Here is an 18114-nt window from a genome sequence, read left to right on the forward strand (position 1 = left end):
GTAGAAGAGACTGAGTTTAGCTCAGTCTCTCGCAGGTACTACTAGTATATCATTAGGATTGTTTTTTTTCAGCAAGCTTTGCTTTCATCGCTGCCAATTCGTCGTCAATGCCGCTGCTGCCTGCGCCAAGTCCAGCAAGCTCATCATCTAAGCTGCGGTTTTTAGCGCGAATTTCACCGCTTGCTTGCGCTTCAGCTTCCATCTGAAGCACTTTCTCGCTCATGCGGTCGAACCCTTTAGCTGCATTGTCGGTACCGAAGCCGGACATCGCTTGATTGATTTGTTTTTGCGCTTTGGCTGTTTCAGCACGGGCAATCAACAAATCTTTCTTGTTCTTCATTTTGTTAAACTCGTCTTTCATCTCTGTCAATTGACCGCGAAGCTGATCGGCATTCGTTTTGGCCAGATCGTATTGACGTTTCAACTCATCATAACGAGCTTGATGCTCTTTCTTGTCTTCCAACGCGCGGCGAGCCAAGTCTTCATTACCGGACTCAAGAGCTTTCATCGCTTGCTCTGTGCGTTTGGTAACCATTTCTTCGGATTCTTCGAATTGAAGCTTGAATTTCTTCTCAATCGCAATGGATTTAGCAACCGCAGATTCAGCTTCCAAGATATCCTCTTCCATGTCGCGCAAGAACTGATTCAACATTTTAACCGGATCTTCCGCTTTGTCCAGCATATCATTGATTGAAGCCATCGTCATGTCACGCAGTCTTTTGAAAATTCCCATTTGTAAATTCCTCCTAAGTTTGATGAAAATTAAATTGTATAATTGGCATAACGTTTTTTTAAGATTTAATCACCGGTGCTTACACACATTACATACGCAGTCTCAAACCAGGAGTTTCAAAAAGACGAAAAAAATTTTCAACGTTATTTCAATTCGACCACGGTGACTCCGGCGCCACCCTCATTGTAGTTCCCCATTCGGTAACTTTTCACATGTTTGTGGCGGCGTAAATACTCTTGCATGCCTGTGCGCAGCACGCCTGTGCCTTTGCCATGAATCAGGTACACTTGCCCAAAATTGCTTAAGAAGGATTCATCCAAAAAGCGATCAGCCTCGATTAGCGCTTCCTCCACATTTAGTCCTCGCATATCGAGCTCCATCTTGACATTATCGTCGCGTGTTCGCTTGAGCGTCGTTGCCGCTTGATGCACCGGCTTCTTCTGTGCCTGACCTCCGACCTTCTCGAGGTTGGACAGCGCCACCTTCATCTTCATGATGCCTAGCTGGACAGTCGCTTCGGTCGGGCTCACAATCTCTACGACGTGACCCTTCTGACCCAGGGTCACGACGCGCACTTCATCACCGGCCTCGATGCGCTCAGGCCGCTTCTTCGCTGCGCGCACCTGCTTCTCGCGCAGCTCCGGCGCCGCCTGGTCGAGGCGGCGCTTCGCTTCGACCAGCCGGTGGTCCTTGACCCCGCCGGCTTCTTCCTGCGCCATGCGCCGCAGATCGGCGATGACTTCGTCCGCCTCGCGGCGCGCCTTGGCGACAGCCTCACGCGCGTCGCGCTCGGCCTTCTCGAGCAGCTTGTCGCGCTGCTCGTCGAACTTCACCTGCTGCGCCTCCAGCGCCTGGCGCATCTCTTCAGCCTCGCGCCGCAACTGCTCAGCGCTTAGGCGCTCGGCTTCGGCGATGAGGCGGTTCTCTTCGAGCGATGCGATCATCGACTCGACGCGCTTATCTTCTTCGCCCACCTGCGTGCGCGCATGTTCAATAATGCGGCGTGACAAGCCCAGACGCTCGGCAATCGCAAAAGCATTGCTTCGCCCCGGCACACCGACAAGCAAACGATAGGTTGGACTTAGTGTTTGTACATCAAATTCCATACTGGCATTAATGGTTCCTTGCTTTTGGTACGCGTAGGCTTTGAGTTCTGAATAATGGGTCGTCGCAATAATTCGACAGCCGATTTGATGGATGTAGTCCAGAATAGAAATCGCTAAAGCGGACCCTTCCGCAGGATCCGTACCAGCGCCAAGCTCATCCAGCAAGACTAAGCTCTTTGGCGTCATATCCCTTAAAATACTTATAATATTCGTCATGTGACTGGAAAAAGTACTCAAGTTTTGTTCAATACTCTGCTCGTCGCCAATATCCGCGTAGATAGCATCAAACACGCATAGTTGACTGCCTTCTTCGGCTGGAACGAATAATCCTGACATCGCCATTAAGCTTAGAAGACCTACGGTCTTCAGGGAAACGGTTTTCCCCCCTGTATTAGGGCCTGTCACAATAATTTGCGAATAATCATTTCCCAGCTCCAAATCAAGCGGCACGACGGCATCCGCCGCGATTAATGGATGGCGGCCTCGCTTAATTTTGATGAAACCACGGTCATTTAAGCGCGGCATCGTCGCTTTCAATTCTCTGGCCAAACCGGCTTTGGCGAATGTGAAATCAAGCTCCGCAAGAAGATCTACATCCTCTACAAGCACATCCACTTGCTCAGCAACCAGCTCTGTCAACGCTCTTAGAATCTTCTCAACTTCCACTTCTTCTTTGAACTTGAGTTCACGAATTTTGTTATTCAACTGCACGATGGCATCGGGTTCAATATACAATGTCGCGCCAGAAGCGGACTGATCATGAATTGTCCCGCCAAAGCTGGAACGATATTCGGATTTAACGGGTATCACGAATCGGTCATTCCGAATCGTGATCAGAACATCCTGCAGCATTTTCTGGATAGATGAGTTGCGCAGCATCTGCTCCAAGCGTTCGCGCACTCTGCTTTCGCCTGTCCGAAGCTCACTGCGCACTCTGCCCAGTTCAGGACTTGCGCTGTCTACGACGACCGCATTCTCATCAATACAGCTGTTTATTTTATCTTCCAACGGTTTATTTTCAGTAAGTAAATCAACCTGATCCTTGAGCATAGGCACAGCATATTCATCAGCATGAACGGCCAGTACAAAACGCTTCAACCTGCGACTTCCAAATAGCGTGGTGGAAATATCAAGCAGTTCAGAGGGATTCAACATGCCGCCAATACGGGCACGATGCAAGGAGGATCGAATATCACGAATTCCTCCAAAAGGCGCATTACCTTTCAAACGCTCAATATTAACTGCCTCATCCGTTGCTTGAAGCCTAAGCTTGACCAGTTCAAAATCACCCTTGGGTTCAAGCTTTTCCACAGCATCTTTCCCTAGTGAAGTTGCTGCGTGATGAGCCAGTTTATGTAAAATCTTCGCATAATCTAATGTTTTGATAATTTTCTTATTCAACAGTCCCAACCTCTTTTCTCTACCCTATAGTATAAACCAAACCGCACCTGATTAGCTACGGAGACAATGATTATATGGAAGATGCTGCCTACCATAATCTTATATTATTTGGGATACACTAAGTTGTGCACCTATTCCTTCTGCCAAGGAAAAGATAGCTTCAAACACGCCAAGCAAATTTCAACAAAAAACATTTCTTCTGTCATGAGAATTCTCAGCAGAACGAAGGAGGTCTACCAAATGCATCTTCTTGGACATCTCGTAAGGTTTATTGTATCTGCTTTGGTCTTAATGTTTGTCAGTTGGCTAGTGCCGGGATTTAAGGTCGGCGGATTCTGGAGCGCATTTTTTCTAGCACTTGTTATCGCCGTCGCCGCTTGGATTATTGAAGGGGTTTTCGGCAAACAAATCACTCCTTTTGGCAGAGGAATCGTAGGTTTTCTAGTGAGTGCGCTTGTCATTTGGGCCGCTCAATTTGTCGTGAGCAATGTATCGACGAGTGTAATAGGTGCAATTTTAGCCGCTTTAGTCATCGGGATCATCGACTTGTTCATCCCTGTGAAAACCCCCTTTGAACAAGGGATTTCAGGCAGAGAAGATCGTCGATAAAGCCTGTCAGTTTCCATAACTGATAACCGAGGCAAAGCCCAAAAAGGATCGGTCTGCAGCGGATTCATTCGCCGGGCCGATCTTTTCCATGAGATGATGGTTTCACCAGTTTGTCACTGTTTTTTCAAAACAGGTCGTGTACAATGAGGGAGAACCTAAAATCGATTACGGAGGAGTACATATGAAAAAACTACTCGTTCTTTTAATGGGAATAGCCTTAGTCATTGCCATAGCTGCCTGTGGAAACAAAGATACCAAATCAGCTGGGTCGACAACAAGTCCTGCCCCTAGCGCAGCACAAACTGGTGGACAGCAAGTAGTGCTCAAAGCAACAAACTACAAATTCGACCAAACTGAATATCGCGTCAAAAAAGGTGAGCCTGTTACGATTACCCTGGATAATTCCCAAGGCGTGCACGGCGCTTCTATCAAAGAATTCAAAGTCAACTTGGATAATGGCAATAAAACCGTTACCTTCACACCTGACAAAGCAGGATCCTATCCGATCAACTGCTCGATTATGTGCGGATCGGGTCACGCGAATATGAAAACAACTTTGATTGTCGAATAAGATAATTTAAACCGCAAAGGGCTGATCTCGAGTAAATTTCACTTGAGATCAGCCTTTTTTTTGTGCGTGGAACCGGTAAACTTAACGACTCATCACTTTGGCTATCGTCTCCGTAACTCGATCCTTGTGAAAAGGCTTGACCAGAAAATCCTTGGCTCCGGCAGCAAAAGACTCCATAATCATCTTTTTCTGAGCAACCGCAGAGCACATAACAATCCTCGCAGTCGGGTCATAGTCGATAATGCCTCTAACCGCCGTAATGCCATCCATCTCTGGCATCGTGATATCCATCGTAACCAAATCCGGCTTAACTTGTTTATATATGGTCATGGCTTCGAGTCCATTGGATGCTTCGGCAACGACCTCATGTCCGGCCTCTATCAATATTAATTTGAGCATCATCCTTAAAAATGCCGCATCATCAACAACCAGTATGTTTGCCAAACTTGTTTCCTCCTATCATCCTGCTGTCTGCTGCAATCCCCCGCTTGCTGTATGATATACAATGATTCTGGACAATCTCTGAACATGTATCGACCTTGGTGCTCAAAAACAAATAGAAGCTGCCTTTTCTATACGTTCTAGAAAAGCAGCTTCTATATAGGAATCCCTTGTTTCCACATCTCTTGAAGCTTGCCTGCTAAGTTGGGCAGTTCATTGATCAGATATGGAGCTATCGTTGAATTGGCAAGTAGTTTTTGAAGTCCGTCCGAGGGGATAATCGTCATGACATTCACAGCTATGATGATAATTAAGAGCGCTTCCGCCAATCCCAAAAGCGCGCCGCTCCAACGATTAATGAAGTTTAGCCCCGGTGTTTTGGCCAGGATATGAAGTGCCCTGCCCAGAAAGACCAACGCAAACTTCACGCCAAAAAACAATAAAGCGAAAGCTATCGCATTCAGGATATACGTATCGAGATTAAGACCTTTTACGATGAATTCGTACTTTTGATAATTTTCGTAAGTTGGCAGTGAGATGGCATTCCGCAGCAGCGGCGCCAAGTCTTTGTAGAAGTAAAAAGCGACTAAATAAGCTAAAATAAAGCCTGCAATTGAAACAATTTGCGCAATAAAGCCTCTAAAGTAGCCTAGTAGAAGACCCAGAGCCACTATCGCGAGCATCACATAATCAAAAGTATGTATGGTCACGCTGCTTTACCTGCTGGGGCTGTCTGTATCTACAAGCTCGATCCATTCGTTATATTCATTTTGCAGTTTCGCATATTCCTCGCGCAGCTCTCGGTACTCTTCTTTGACCTGCTGCAGTTCTTTTTGCTGTGCCTCATCGATGGCATGATGGTTCATCAACGCTTCTTTCTCACTTTGAGCTTGCGCTTCCAATCTTTGCTTTTCAACTTGGAAATGCTGTTCAAGGATGCTCCGCTCCTGTTTCTGCTGCTCGAGAATCGTTGCAATCTGGTTCTGGTAGTGCTGGATGATTGTTGCTTTTTGCTCTTCCAGCTGCTTGATAATCATATTTTGCTGTTCTTGATATTTGCCTACAATCTCGACTTTCTCCTGTTCAGAACGTTGGAACTTCCCTTCCATTTCCTCCTTATACAAAGAGCTGGCCTCAGCAATCTCCTCTTGATGATTAGCCTTAATCGTTTCTTTGTCCTGTTCATGCAGATGAAGAAGCGCTTCTTTTTCTTGCTGATATTGTTGAATCAACTCTTCTCTATCCTTTTGATGGATTTGCGAAAGAGTCGTCTTTTCGGCTCGATGCTGTTCGTTCAATTTTTGCAGCTGTATGGATTTTTGTTGTTTCTCTTGTTCGAGCTGCTGTTTCAGTTGTTGCGAATGCTGCTTTTCTTGGCTAACTTGTTGTTTTAATTGCTCTTGAAGCTGTAAAGCCTCATTTTGTTGTTGTTTCTCTTGATCAAGCTGCTGCTTCATTTGTTGATGCTGTTGCTTAGCTTGTTCAAGCTGCTGCTTGGCTTGTTGATGCTGTTGTTTTTCTTGCTCCAGCAATTGTTTGATTTGTGCTTGAAGCTGCTGCGTTTCTGCTTGCAATAGTTTCTCTTGATCTATTTGCTGTTTCGCTTGCTGATTCTGTTGTTTGGCTTGCTCAAGCTGTTGTTTGATTTGTTGATGCTGTTGTTTTTCTTGATCGAGCTGCTGTTTAACCTGGATTTGTTGGCGTTTTTCTTGTTCGAGCTGCTGCTTGATTTGATCAAGCTGCTGTTTGGTCTGGTCTTGCTGCTGCTTCGCCTGATCTTGCTGCTGTTTGCTTTGCTGCAATAGCTGTTTGATTTGCTCCGATTCCTGCTTGCTTTTGATTGTTTCTTGCTTGGCTTGCTGCAGCTCTTGGTTGGTTTGTTCAACCAAATTTTGCTGATTGCTAAGTATCGCTTGGTGATTTTCTTGTTCTTGCTTTAATTCGTCATAGGCAAGGCTTAGTTTTTCATAGGCTGCTTTGGCAGCTTCCTGTTCTTTTTGCATGCTGCTTAGTTCTTCCATGACTTCATTCATGCGGAAACACTCATCCGCCATATTTACCGCGGCTAGCACGGCGATTCGCTGCGAATCCAAGCGCGGATAGCCTTTGGCGATCCGAAACATTTGGTCATTCACATATTCAGCCACACGCTTCATGTAATTGGTGCTGTTGCTTGCTTTTAATTTGTACTGGTGTCCATATATATCAACGGTGATTCTCGATTTATCTTCAGTCGTCACTTTTAAATCCTCCCTTAGATGAAAGGCTGGCCCTATCGAGTGTAATTTCGATAAGGCCAGCCCGTTTTCCTGCAACTAAAATGAAAGTTGCACTATTTTCTCAACTCCGCCTCATATTGCTGTTCAAGGGTTTGAACCACTTTGGCATGGAGCTCCGTTACTTCTTCATCTAGCAGCGTTCTTTCTGCGTGTCGATAGACCAGAGCGATCGCTACACTTTTGCGGTCCGCGCCCAGACGTTCACCCGTGTAGATGTCAAATACGTGAATGGATTCCAGCAGCTCGCCAGCTACTTCGGCAATGGATTGCTCCATAAGTCCTACGGGGACGTTCGCTTTGACAACCACAGCCAGATCACGTCCGATGGACGGATAGCGCGGCAGCAATTTGTAGACGATGGCGTCGCTCGCTGCTTCCAGAATAGGAGAGAATTCAATCTCAAGCACGTAGGTGTCGTCCAAATCGCGCTGCTGCTGCACAGTTGGATGCAGCTGCCCCATTCGACCAATCACCTTGGAGCCTTCAGCGGTGTTCAGTACAAGTTCCGCTGTACGTCCTGGGTGGAATCCTTCCGGTGAGGCCGATTGGTACGTAAGTCCTTTGACGCCCAAATAGCTGATCAGACGGTCAAAAATACCTTTGATATCATAGAAATCAACAGCTTCGGACTTCTGTGCCCAGTGCGCTTGACGGCGTTTGCCGGTCAGCACGATAGACAACAGCAGCTTCTCTTGCGGCAGGGTTGTCAGAGCGGCTTCGTCGGTGATGAAGACTTTGCCAATTTCAAAGATCGCCACATCGTCCATCGTGCGATTGCGGTTATAGCTTACGACGTCCAGCAAATGCGGAAGCAAGGTCGTGCGCAGTTGGCTGCGTTCCTCGCTCATTGGCATCGCCAGCGAGATTGGCTTGGCTGCCGGATAAAGACCTGGCAGGGAAGTTTGGTCCGGCTGTGTGAAGGAGTACGTAATGACTTCATGCAGTCCGCTTTGCGTCAGCAGATTCCGCGTAATGCGGCGAATCGACTGCTCTTGGGACAAGGAGCCTGGCGTAGTCACACCGCTCATCAAGGTTGTCGGGATGTTGTCGTAGCCGAAGAGACGCGCCACTTCTTCGATCAAATCGACATCCCGGGTAATGTCGCCGCGGCGGCTCGGCACATGCACGAGCAGCTTGCCTTCACCCGCCTGCTCGAATGTGAAGTGCAGGCGCTCGATAATTTGACCCATCTCGGCCAACGAAAGTTCAGTGCCAAGATATTTATTCACACGGTCAGCGGCAAGCTCGATGCTGACCGGCTTGTGGGAGCCTGAGACGGCTTCAACGATGCCGTCTGCGACTTGGCCAGCTGCGTACTGAGCGATCAGCGCAGCGGCCCGGTTCAATGCCGGAAGCACCGCTTCCGGGTTGACTTCTTTCTCGAAGCGAAGACTCGCTTCAGAGCGAAGGCCCAGCTGGCGCGACGTGCGGCGCACAGAGCTGCCTGCGAACTTGGCGGATTCGAGCAGAATCCGCGTCGTGCCTTCGGTCACTTCGGAGTTAGCTCCGCCCATGACACCAGCGATTGCTACAGGCTTCGTACCATCCGTTACGAGCAGCATGTGCGGCTCAAGTGTACGTTCCACATCATCGAGTGTAACGAGCTTCTCGCCGGCTGCAGCGAGGCGTACGTCGATGTGCCCATTGTTCAACTGCTCCGCATCAAAAGCATGCAAAGGCTGACCGTACTCCAGCATCACGAAATTCGTGATATCTACGATGTTGTTGATGGGGCGAATTCCCGCTGCCATCAGTCGGTTCTGAATCCATAGCGGCGACGTGCCGACGCGTACGCCTTCAATTAAACGAGCTGCGTAGTGTGTGCACTGCTCCGTTGCTGTAATTTTCACGCTGATGCGATCTGCTGCTTTCACAGCGCTTGACCCTGCTGTTTCCGCATCAGGAAGCTTCACGCTGCGGCCCAGAATTGCTGCGATTTCATAAGCAGCTCCAAGCATGCTTAAACAGTCGGAGCGGTTAGGCGTCAAATCAAGCTCCAGCACTTTATCATTAATGCTCAGGACATCAAGCACCGAGCTGCCGATCACTGTATCTTCCGGGAGAACTAGAATGCCCTCCTGAATTTCTTTGGGCAGAAGCTTGTCATTGAGTCCAAGTTCCTTGGCCGAGCAAATCATACCCTGGGATTCAACGCCGCGCAATTTAGCGCGTTTGATTTGCAAGCCGCCGGGCAGCACAGCACCGATCATCGCGACAGGCACCTTTTGACCCGCGTCCACATTCTTAGCGCCGCAAACGATTTGCAAGTCTTCACCTTGTCCCGCATCAATCGTACAAACGCTCAATTTATCGGCATCCGGATGCTTTTCACGCGTTTTGACATAACCGACTACGACGTTCGTTACCCCTTTGTTCCGATCTTCCACGATATCCACTTCAATACCGCTTCGGGTTAGTTTTTCTGCTAATTCCTCAGCTGTGAACCCTGATACATCGACATATTCCGATAACCATTGATAAGAAACTTTCATGCTTAACCCCTCCTTTTCCTATTGTTTACAAGTGTAAAAATTGCTTCAAGAAACGCAAATCATTGGTATAGAAGTGACGAATATCTTCAATCCCGTATTTCAGCATTGCAATGCGCTCTACGCCCATTCCGAAGGCAAAACCGGTATATTCTTTCGGATCATAACCACCCATCTCGAGTACGCGGGGATGCACCATACCCGCTCCGAGAATCTCCAACCAGCCTGTTTGCTTACAAGTCCGGCAGCCCTCGCCGCCGCACATCGCACAGCTGACATCTACTTCAACGCTTGGCTCGGTGAACGGGAAGAAGCTTGGGCGCAAGCGGATACGTGTTTCTTTGCCATACATTTCTTGAACGAATTGAAGCAATGTTCCTTTCAAGTCGCTCATTCTTACGTTGCGGTCGATGACCAAACCTTCGATTTGGGTGAACATATGGGAATGTGTCGCATCATCATCATCGCGGCGATATACTTTGCCTGGACAAATGATTTTGATCGGAACTTCCCCTTGGCGTTTCTCCATTGTTCTGACTTGTACCGGTGATGTTTGTGTACGCATCAGAATCTCGTCTGTGATGTAGAAGGAATCCTGCATATCGCGCGCAGGGTGATCTTTGGGCAAGTTAAGGGCCTCGAAATTGTAGTAGTCCTGCTCTACTTCCGGACCTTCAGCGACGGTATAACCCATGCCAATGAAGATATCTTCAATCTCTTGAATCACTTTGCTGAGCGGATGCACAGCGCCTTGCTGCGACGGGCGTCCTGGCAATGTAACGTCAATCATTTCTGCTCGCAATCTGTTTTCGGTTTCTTGCTGTTGATATGCGGCTTGCTTTTCTTCAATCACAGCTTCAATCGCTGCGCGAACATCATTCGCCACTTGACCGATCACAGGTCTTTCTTCTGCACTCAAAGCGCCCATACCGCGTAAAACCTCGGTTAATGGTCCCTTTTTCCCTAAATATTTAATACGTAAATCATTCAGCTCCTGCTGACTTTGGACACCGCTTAATTCTTGCAGCGCTTCTAGCTTCAAAGCTTCTAACCGCTCTTTCATAGCAATCCCTCCTGATTTAGGCCCTCTGTCACCCGAAATGAAAACACAAAAAAGACTTTCCGCTCCCTCGCAAGGGACGAAAAGCCGTGGTACCACCCTAATTAGATTGCGCTACCGGGCCAATAAAGCCGTAAAAGCGAATCTCACTTCATTCCAGATAACGGACGATGTGTCCGGTTCCCTCTACTTAGAAGCCGCGTGGCGGATTCCGTTCAAAGGACTGCTCGGGAGCGAACTTCAGCAGCCTGATTCTCGGGGATCGCTCTCAATCTTCGGCGTTCCCTCCCTGTCAAGAAGCACTGCGTACTCTTCTCCGTCAAAGCATTTTTCACGTATATGTACCAGTAATTATATGCAAGATACGTTAGAGATGCAAGTTGAACTCGCCTTATAAGGTAAAAATTCCTGTTGACTTCAAAAAAAGATCGGCGTATATTTTATTTAAACAGTTTAACTATTAACTTATATAATCATTTCATTGTTTAAATATTCAGAATTTAGTGAAATGTTTGAGGAGGTTTTGCCATGGAAGATGATTTGCTCGCCTACACCGATCGCTTCCGTACAACGCTCGAAACGACTCACCGTAAAATAAGCATGGCTGTACTGAGTCAGTTGCATACAGACTTAACCAGACCGCAGTTATTCCTACTGTTCATGATTGCCAAAGAAGGCATGCCCAAACAAACGCATCTTGCCGAGAAGATGGGAGTCAAACCTAGTGCCATCACGGTTATGATCGATCGTCTTGTCCAAAGCGGGCATGTTGTTCGCAAGCATCATGAGACCGATCGACGCATCGTGTTGGTTGAAGTGACGGATACAGGGAAAGCTATTATCAAGCTTACTGAGGATGTTCAGAGGGACATTATTGCCCGCGGACTATCCCAACTTACTCCGGAAGATCGACATGTTCTTGTTAGTGCATTTGAACAGCTCAATTCATTTTATTAATTATTTTATTCTTATAAGGAGTGATACAACATGGAAAGTATTCAAAAAACATCTTCTACCGATTCCATTGAAGCAGAAACATCGCCCGAACTCAAAAATCGCGGTTTGCTGCTGACAGGGCTCATCATCGCCATGCTTTTCGGCGCCTTGGACGGCACCATCGTTGGTACAGCTATGCCGCGGATCGTCGGCGAATTTGGCGGACTTGGTCTCATGGCTTGGCTGACAACAGCCTACATGCTGACATCGACGGTTGTTGTTCCAATTGCAGGTAAACTCGCCGATTTGATCGGCCGACGCGTCATCTATGTCACAGGTTTAGTTATCTTCATCGGAGCTTCCGCACTCTGCGGGATGTCCCAGAACATGACGGAACTTATTTTATTCCGCGGCTTGCAAGGTCTTGGCGGCGGTATTATGATGCCGATGGCGATGATTATTATCGGTGATTTGTTCACCGGTAAGCAACGTGCCAAATGGCAGGGTGTTTTTGGAGCCATCTTCGGTTTGTCTTCTGTAATCGGTCCTCAAGTTGGCGGTTGGATCGTTGATGCTTGGAACTGGCGCTGGGTGTTCTACATTAACCTTCCGGTTGGTATCCTTGCCGTTATTTTAATCGCGATCGCACTGCCTAAGCACAAAGCTGTTGGTAAAGTAAAATTCGATATTCCGGGGATTTTCACAATGGTTCTCGGGGTTGTCAGCTTATTGCTTGCCTTAACGTTCGGCGGTAAAGATTATGCTTGGTCCTCTTGGCAAATCATTGGCTTGATTGCGGTTGCCGTCGTATCCTTGGTTTCGTTCGTATTCATTGAAAGTAAAGCCCAAGAACCTATATTACCCGTACGATTGTTCAAAAATAGAACTTTCTCCACCATTAACGGTGTAGGTTTCCTTATGGCTGTCGGCATGTTCGGTGCCATCATGTTCGTTCCACTCTTCATGCAAGGGATTGTCGGCATTAGTGCATCTGCATCCGGCACGGTTATGACTCCGCTCATGATTACGATGATTGCAGCCAGCGTTGTTTCCGGCCAATTCATCCATAAAGTCGGAGTTAAGCGGCAAATGCTTGTCGGTATGATTATTATGGCGGTAGGTTTCTATTTCCTCAGTACGATGGGCATTAGCACAACCAAATTAATTGCGTCCAGCTATATGCTTATTCTTGGTCTAGGCATGGGTCTGGTTATGCCGATCTTGACACTCGCTTTGCAAGAAAGCTTTCCGAAATCCGAGCTTGGCGTGGTGACCTCTTCCAGCCAATTCTTCCGTCAAATCGGCGGTACTTTCGGTATGACGATTCTCGGTGCGATTATGAACCATAAATCTACCGTATTGTTGGAACAAGATTTGCTTCCTGTAGTGAAGCAGTTGCCTGCAGAAGCCAGTCAATTGGCGGATCAAATGACAGGGATGGTTCATACGAACCCGCAAGCTTTGTATTCCTCTCTGCTCAGTCCGGAAACATTGGCTCAAATGCCCAAAGAATTCGTCGAGCATATGCTGCCTATTCTCAAAAATGCTTTGGTGACTTCCCTTCACCAAGTGTTCATTGTAGGACTAGTGTTCGTGTTATTAGGCGCTGTGCTTACCTTCTTCATTGGGAACATCAAGGTGTCTGACCGCAAGTCCAAAAAACCACAAGACGAGAAAGAAATGTCGCCTGGTATTGCCTAAATGAAGAAGAGGCTGTCTCCCATGGTACTACCTGGGGGCAGCCTCTTCTCTTTTCTTCCCTATCCCCAATAAGAGTCTCTAGAAGCTCTTAAACGCACCAAAAGCCGCCCATTTTGAGGAATAGCAGTCTTTGGAGGCTCTTAACTCCAAGCAATTCCCTCAAAGCTTCTCCAAATATAGAAATAAGAGCCCCTAAAAGCTCTTATTCGAGCAATTGGAGGCTCATTTTCGGGAATAGCTGTCTTTGGAGGCCCTTAATCAATCGTACCCATATGATTCAACGGAAACAACCGGAAAACCGCTTTGCCGATCAAATCTTTTTCAGGTACAAAAGGGGTTGGCCACATATGGGAATCGTAGCTCTCGTTGCGGTTGTCACCCAAGAACAGATAGTTTCCTGCTGGAACAGTCACTTGCTTGAACGTGTAGGTCATCGCAGATTTCACATAGGGCTCATCTACCTTTTGACCATTGCGAATAAGGCTTCCGTCTTTGATTTCTATGGTGTCGCCAGGCAGTCCTATCAAACGCTTCACGTAGCGATCCTTATTACCCGCGAGCGGCGGCCAGAAGACGACGATATCCCCGAAGCTGAAGTCCGTTAACCCCTTCATTTTCTCCACGATCAACTCGTCCTTGAGCTGAATGGTTGGCAGCATAGAGCCTGTAGGAACTGTAACCGCCTGTGCTACATACGTATTAATGATCAGGGAAGCGAAGACAGCGACCAGGACGCTAGGCCCCCACTCTTTGATGGTTTTCACAATCTTGTTCATAGGTAACTGACCCCCTTCTTAAGATGATGAATGTCTCACTATACAGTAGACGATTTCAAGCGATTCAACATTAATATAAAATAAAAGTTTGTTGTATAATGAGGTTGGAGACTATATAGGAGAGTGATAATCTTGAAATATCGCAGACTTGGAAAAACCGATTTGAAAGTTTCCATTGTTGGTGTTGGCACTTGGCAATTCGGTGGAGAATGGGGACTTACCTACACACAGGCGGAAGCTGATGCGATTCTCGATCAGGCAGCTGATCTGGGCATCAATTTAATCGATACCGCGGAATGCTATGGCGATCATTTATCCGAATCGTTAATCGGTAATTACTTATCCCGCCGCAATCGTGAAAAGTGGATTGTAGCTACGAAATTCGGTCACCATTTCCATGATTTGTTCACCCGAACGGATGATTTCAGTGCGGATGGTGTGATTAAGCAGTTGGATGATTCTCTAAAATCATTGCAAACGGACTACATAGACTTATATCAATTCCACTCCGGACCAGATAATTTATTTGATAACGATCTTCTCTGGACGACGCTGGACAAACAAGTCCAAGCCGGTAAAATCCGTCATCTCGGGACTTCCATTGGCAGCAACGCCAATATTCATCAAACGGAAGGCTCGACGAAAGTCAACTCGAAGGCGATCCAAGTTGTCTATAACCGCTTGGATCGAGCTCCTGAAGAGTTGGTCTTCCCTTCTTGCACGAGTCAGGACCTTGGTGTTCTGGCCCGCGTTCCGCTGGCAAGCGGTTATTTGAGCGGCAAATATAAACCAGGCGCCGTGTTCAGCAACACCGATGTGCGCCATCGCCACGATGCCGACAGCGTGAAGCTCAAGCTGGAAGAAGTGCAGCGCATTCAGCAAGAAGAAGTGCCGCCTGGCATGGATATGGCCAAATGGGCGCTCGCTTGGTGTCTGAAACATGACGCGGTCACAACCGTGATCCCGGGCTGCAAGACGCCAGAGCAGGTCGTTGCCAATGCAAGCGCCACAGAACTTATCAGTGATAACCATCCGCAAGCCTGGAAAGCTTAGGAATTCGCCATTTAGGAAGGAATGGACCTCAAGATGAGTCACCACATAGAAGAACAATCTTGGAAGCAGCTCACCAGCCATTTGGCCGAGTGGGTGGCCGACAGCCAAAAACATACAACGGATGGTCACGTTGCTTCCTACATTCCTGAGCTTGCGAACGCACCCTCTGATGTATTAGGAATCTGCATCATGGATGCAGGCGGGCTTACCGCCGTCGCTGGTGATTCTGACTTTCGCTTCACGCTGCAAAGCATTTCCAAAGTCTTCACACTGATTATGGCCTTGATGGATCGAGGCGAAGCGGTCGTATTCTCCAAGGTAGGCATGGAGCCTACAGGTGACGATTTCAATTCCATGCTCAAGCTGGAACTTGTCGAGCCCGGAATTCCATTTAACCCGCTGATAAACGCGGGGGCCATTGCGATTTCTTCCTTGATTGCAGGCAAGGATTCAGCTGAGCAGGTTGTGCGGATTCTGCAATTTTTTCGTGAGGTCGCACATAATCCGACACTTGAAATCAATCAGGCGGTGTTCCAATCAGAGTCTGATACGGCGCACCGCAATAGGTCTTTGGCCTATTTCCTCAAAGACAATGGCGTACTCGACAGCGAGGTCGACGACGTGCTGCGCACCTATTTCAGCCATTGCTCCATCGAAGTCAATTGCACAGACTTGGCTAGAATGGCGCTTGTTCTGGCCCACAACGGCGTTGATCCGATTCGCAATCAACGATTGATCCCGCGGCGATTCGTCCAAATCGCCAAGACGTTCATGTTTACTTGCGGGATGTACAACGCCTCCGGTGAATTCGCCATGAATGTTGGCATCCCAGCCAAAAGCGGCGTTTCCGGCAGCATTCTCTCGATGGTGCCTGGCAAGTTCGGCATCGGTGTTGTGAGTCCTCCCCTGAATCGCAAGGGCAACAGCACGGCAGGCGTTCATCTGCTGGGCAAGCTGTCCCAGGAGTTCGACTGGAGTCTGTTTTAAAGCAAATCTGTGTTCGTTACTTCGTTCATTCCGAAACAAAATAGAGGCTGTCCGCCAGGTTTCCAACCTTGGGGACAGCCTCTATGTGCGTTCTACAGGATCGCTTGTTTAATTCTTTGCAGCGCTTCAATCAATTCGTCAATCTCATGCTCACTCAGTCTAACTGTGACATAGCTGGGAGCAATGCCCCCGTCGTTGACTTCCAATAAAGCTGCTTCATCTTTATCATCCAACTTCACAGACAATTGCTCTCGATGCAGCATTGTTATCCAAGCCATGGCAGCCACCTGCTTTCTCGTATATGAAATGCCCTTCCATCAATAAACAATGAACGTCTTGTGGTAAACCGTTTCATTATCGTCAGGATCCATAACGCGCATCTCCAGATCCCAATTCCCTCTGAATGGCAGGTAAGCCCCCACCGCTTTGTAGCTGAACTTGGCGAAACCATACGATTCTTCTTGCGTCTTGTCTTCATAAAGCGCTAGAGGGACCGAGATCGGTGCGATTTCCGCATCGTCGGTATAATGCAATATCATCAGAACTTGTTTGGGTTTTCCGCTATTTTCCGGAAGGAACACTTTCGCCACAAAATTATTGGTTCCTTGTATTTTCGGCGTAATATCGGCAGATACATGAACCTTTTCCCCCATCTGATGCCACTGCAGCGGCTCGTTCACCGGGATTGGCGCCAAATAGGTAATAATTCCCACCAGCAATACGATGACAACCATGAGCGTAAGATCCAGCCTCACCCAGATGAAAGAGCGTTCCGCTTTCTTTTGGCGCATATACAGCCGAATAACAAGACCAAGGATCATGACGAGCACAACGGCTCCAACTTTAACTAGCATCAGAATACCCCAAGTCGAGTACAGCAAGTAACGCAAGTTGGGCAGGAACAATAGCACCGAAGCTGCTCCGGATAGGGTAAGAACAAGGATTGAAATCAAAGCCATATTCGAAAATTTTTGCATATAGGTGCTCAATGCCGTATCTTTCTGACGCCATTTCACGTAGAGGAGGATTAAGCCCCCTACCCATAATGCTGCACCGACCAGATGAATAAAGTCGAGCCCAATTGTTGCCCATAATGGCGAAAAAGAAGCCGCGTGTCCGCTGAAACTTTTTACAACAAGCAAGCTTATTGGCCATATGACATCGAACCACTTCCATCTGCCTACGAGCGCAAATCCCAGGAAGGATAGAACAAGCAGCAGCACCCAAGAAATGCCGATATTCGTTGCACTGAACAGCTGCCACAGTTCTTCCGTTCCACCGCCGCCGAGCAAATCCTCTACATGGGTGAAAATTAGAAACAACAGCCCTACCAGTTGCGCTCTTTGGAGATTAAGCGTCCATGCTGAAAGTGTCTTACGAGTTTCTAAGCTGCTGACACCAGGAAGACGCAACCAAATGACCCAGCCAGTTAAAGCTAATATCATCAAATACCATAGGCCGCGTGAAGCATATTGCAGCAGTTCTTTCGTTGTCAAAGGGCCCCCACCATGATCGTGGCCCGCATGAGCCGTAGGTAAATCCAGTGTATCCTCTTGTGGCGGATTGCCGATCGTGATCGGATAACTGCCGCCAACCGGATGCCCGTCAGCCGAAATGACATGGTAGCTGATCAAGTAAACACCTTCGGAAAGCTTAGGTAAATCAAGCTCCAAGCCGGTCTGTGTTTTGTTCAAATGCGCTTTGCTTTTCGTAATTTCTTCGCCGTCATGATTGAACACTTTAATATAAAAAAGTCCTGCATCCAACGGCTCGTTGAAGGTCACCGTTACTTGCGGAGGAGAACTTTCCAGCTTCGCGCCTTCTTCTGGAACAGCCTGTACTAATGAGGCATGGGCGGATACGCTCTGCGGAGCAATGGCAACGCTCAAGAGCATGATCATCAACATCGCGATCAGCATGGCAGGCATGAGTATGAAGCGCGGGTATGCGCGTTTTATGGGTTTCAACATGA

The 18114-nt window shown here is 47.8% G+C and carries 16 protein-coding genes; 6 read left to right on the forward strand and 10 right to left on the reverse strand.

Features of this window, described 5'->3' with window-relative positions:
* Positions 1-52: 52 nt before the first annotated feature.
* Both LOZ80_RS23995 and LOZ80_RS24000 read right to left on the reverse strand, forming a co-directional pair.
* Positions 53-733 (reverse strand): PspA/IM30 family protein, encoded by a 681-nt coding sequence (locus tag LOZ80_RS23995; protein ID WP_189012681.1) that lies wholly within the window; start codon positions 731-733, stop codon positions 53-55.
* Between the two features lie 143 nt (positions 734-876).
* Positions 877-3240, reverse strand: coding sequence for an endonuclease MutS2 (locus LOZ80_RS24000; RefSeq protein ID WP_238167053.1), 2364 nt, complete (start codon positions 3238-3240; stop codon positions 877-879).
* Positions 3241-3480: 240 nt separating this feature from the next.
* On the opposite strand from LOZ80_RS24000, the gene LOZ80_RS24005 reads away from it, so the two are divergent.
* Both LOZ80_RS24005 and LOZ80_RS24010 read left to right on the forward strand, forming a co-directional pair.
* On the forward strand, positions 3481-3849 hold the full coding sequence (locus tag LOZ80_RS24005) for a phage holin family protein (RefSeq protein WP_189012683.1): 369 nt from the start codon (positions 3481-3483) through the stop codon (positions 3847-3849).
* A 181-nt stretch (positions 3850-4030) separates the two neighbouring features.
* On the forward strand, positions 4031-4420 hold the full coding sequence (locus LOZ80_RS24010; protein ID WP_238167054.1) for a cupredoxin domain-containing protein: 390 nt from the start codon (positions 4031-4033) through the stop codon (positions 4418-4420).
* A gap of 81 nt (positions 4421-4501) precedes the next feature.
* On the opposite strand, the gene LOZ80_RS24015 is transcribed toward LOZ80_RS24010, so the two are convergent.
* The 5 genes from LOZ80_RS24015 to pheS form a co-directional block, all read right to left on the reverse strand.
* Positions 4502-4864 carry a response regulator gene (locus LOZ80_RS24015; protein ID WP_283214694.1) on the reverse strand — a complete coding sequence of 121 codons (363 nt, stop codon included), beginning with the start codon at positions 4862-4864 and terminating at the stop codon, positions 4502-4504.
* Between the two features lie 152 nt (positions 4865-5016).
* Complete coding sequence (locus LOZ80_RS24020; RefSeq protein WP_238167055.1) at positions 5017-5571, reverse strand: CvpA family protein; 555 nt, start codon at positions 5569-5571, stop codon at positions 5017-5019.
* Between the two features lie 6 nt (positions 5572-5577).
* On the reverse strand, positions 5578-7101 hold the full coding sequence (locus LOZ80_RS24025; RefSeq protein ID WP_238167056.1) for a hypothetical protein: 1524 nt from the start codon (positions 7099-7101) through the stop codon (positions 5578-5580).
* Between the two features lie 92 nt (positions 7102-7193).
* Complete coding sequence (gene pheT, locus LOZ80_RS24030) at positions 7194-9632, reverse strand: phenylalanine--tRNA ligase subunit beta (RefSeq protein WP_238167057.1); 2439 nt, start codon at positions 9630-9632, stop codon at positions 7194-7196.
* A gap of 25 nt (positions 9633-9657) precedes the next feature.
* Positions 9658-10692: a phenylalanine--tRNA ligase subunit alpha gene (gene pheS, locus LOZ80_RS24035; RefSeq protein ID WP_238167058.1), complete on the reverse strand. Its 1035-nt coding sequence runs from the start codon at positions 10690-10692 to the stop codon at positions 9658-9660.
* A 525-nt stretch (positions 10693-11217) separates the two neighbouring features.
* Here pheS and LOZ80_RS24040 point away from each other — a divergent pair.
* Both LOZ80_RS24040 and LOZ80_RS24045 read left to right on the forward strand, forming a co-directional pair.
* The gene (locus LOZ80_RS24040; RefSeq protein WP_238167059.1) at positions 11218-11646 is read left to right on the forward strand and encodes a MarR family winged helix-turn-helix transcriptional regulator; all 429 of its coding nucleotides are present in this window, start codon (positions 11218-11220) and stop codon (positions 11644-11646) included.
* A 30-nt stretch (positions 11647-11676) separates the two neighbouring features.
* Positions 11677-13326, forward strand: coding sequence for an MDR family MFS transporter (locus LOZ80_RS24045; RefSeq protein WP_283214695.1), 1650 nt, complete (start codon positions 11677-11679; stop codon positions 13324-13326).
* Between the two features lie 254 nt (positions 13327-13580).
* Here the strand turns inward: LOZ80_RS24045 and lepB are convergent, their stop codons facing one another.
* Entirely contained in the window at positions 13581-14102 is a 522-nt protein-coding gene (gene lepB, locus LOZ80_RS24050; RefSeq protein WP_238167060.1) for a signal peptidase I, read from the reverse strand.
* 132 nt (positions 14103-14234) lie between these two features.
* Between lepB and LOZ80_RS24055 the strand changes: the two genes are divergently transcribed.
* Together LOZ80_RS24055 and glsA are read left to right on the forward strand one after the other, a co-directional pair.
* Positions 14235-15155, forward strand: a complete 921-nt coding sequence (locus LOZ80_RS24055) for an aldo/keto reductase (protein ID WP_238167061.1) — start codon at positions 14235-14237, stop codon at positions 15153-15155.
* Positions 15156-15188: 33 nt separating this feature from the next.
* A complete protein-coding gene (gene glsA / locus LOZ80_RS24060) occupies positions 15189-16142 on the forward strand; it encodes a glutaminase A (RefSeq protein ID WP_238167062.1) in 954 nt (317 codons plus the stop codon).
* A 92-nt stretch (positions 16143-16234) separates the two neighbouring features.
* Here the strand turns inward: glsA and LOZ80_RS24065 are convergent, their stop codons facing one another.
* Positions 16235-16420, reverse strand: coding sequence for a hypothetical protein (locus LOZ80_RS24065; RefSeq protein ID WP_238167063.1), 186 nt, complete (start codon positions 16418-16420; stop codon positions 16235-16237).
* 39 nt (positions 16421-16459) lie between these two features.
* Complete coding sequence (locus LOZ80_RS24070) at positions 16460-18112, reverse strand: copper resistance CopC/CopD family protein (protein ID WP_238167064.1); 1653 nt, start codon at positions 18110-18112, stop codon at positions 16460-16462.
* Between the last annotated feature and the right edge of the window lie 2 nt (positions 18113-18114).

The organism is Paenibacillus sp. HWE-109 (assembly GCF_022163125.1).
Classification (GTDB): Bacteria; Bacillota; Bacilli; order Paenibacillales; family NBRC-103111; genus Paenibacillus_E.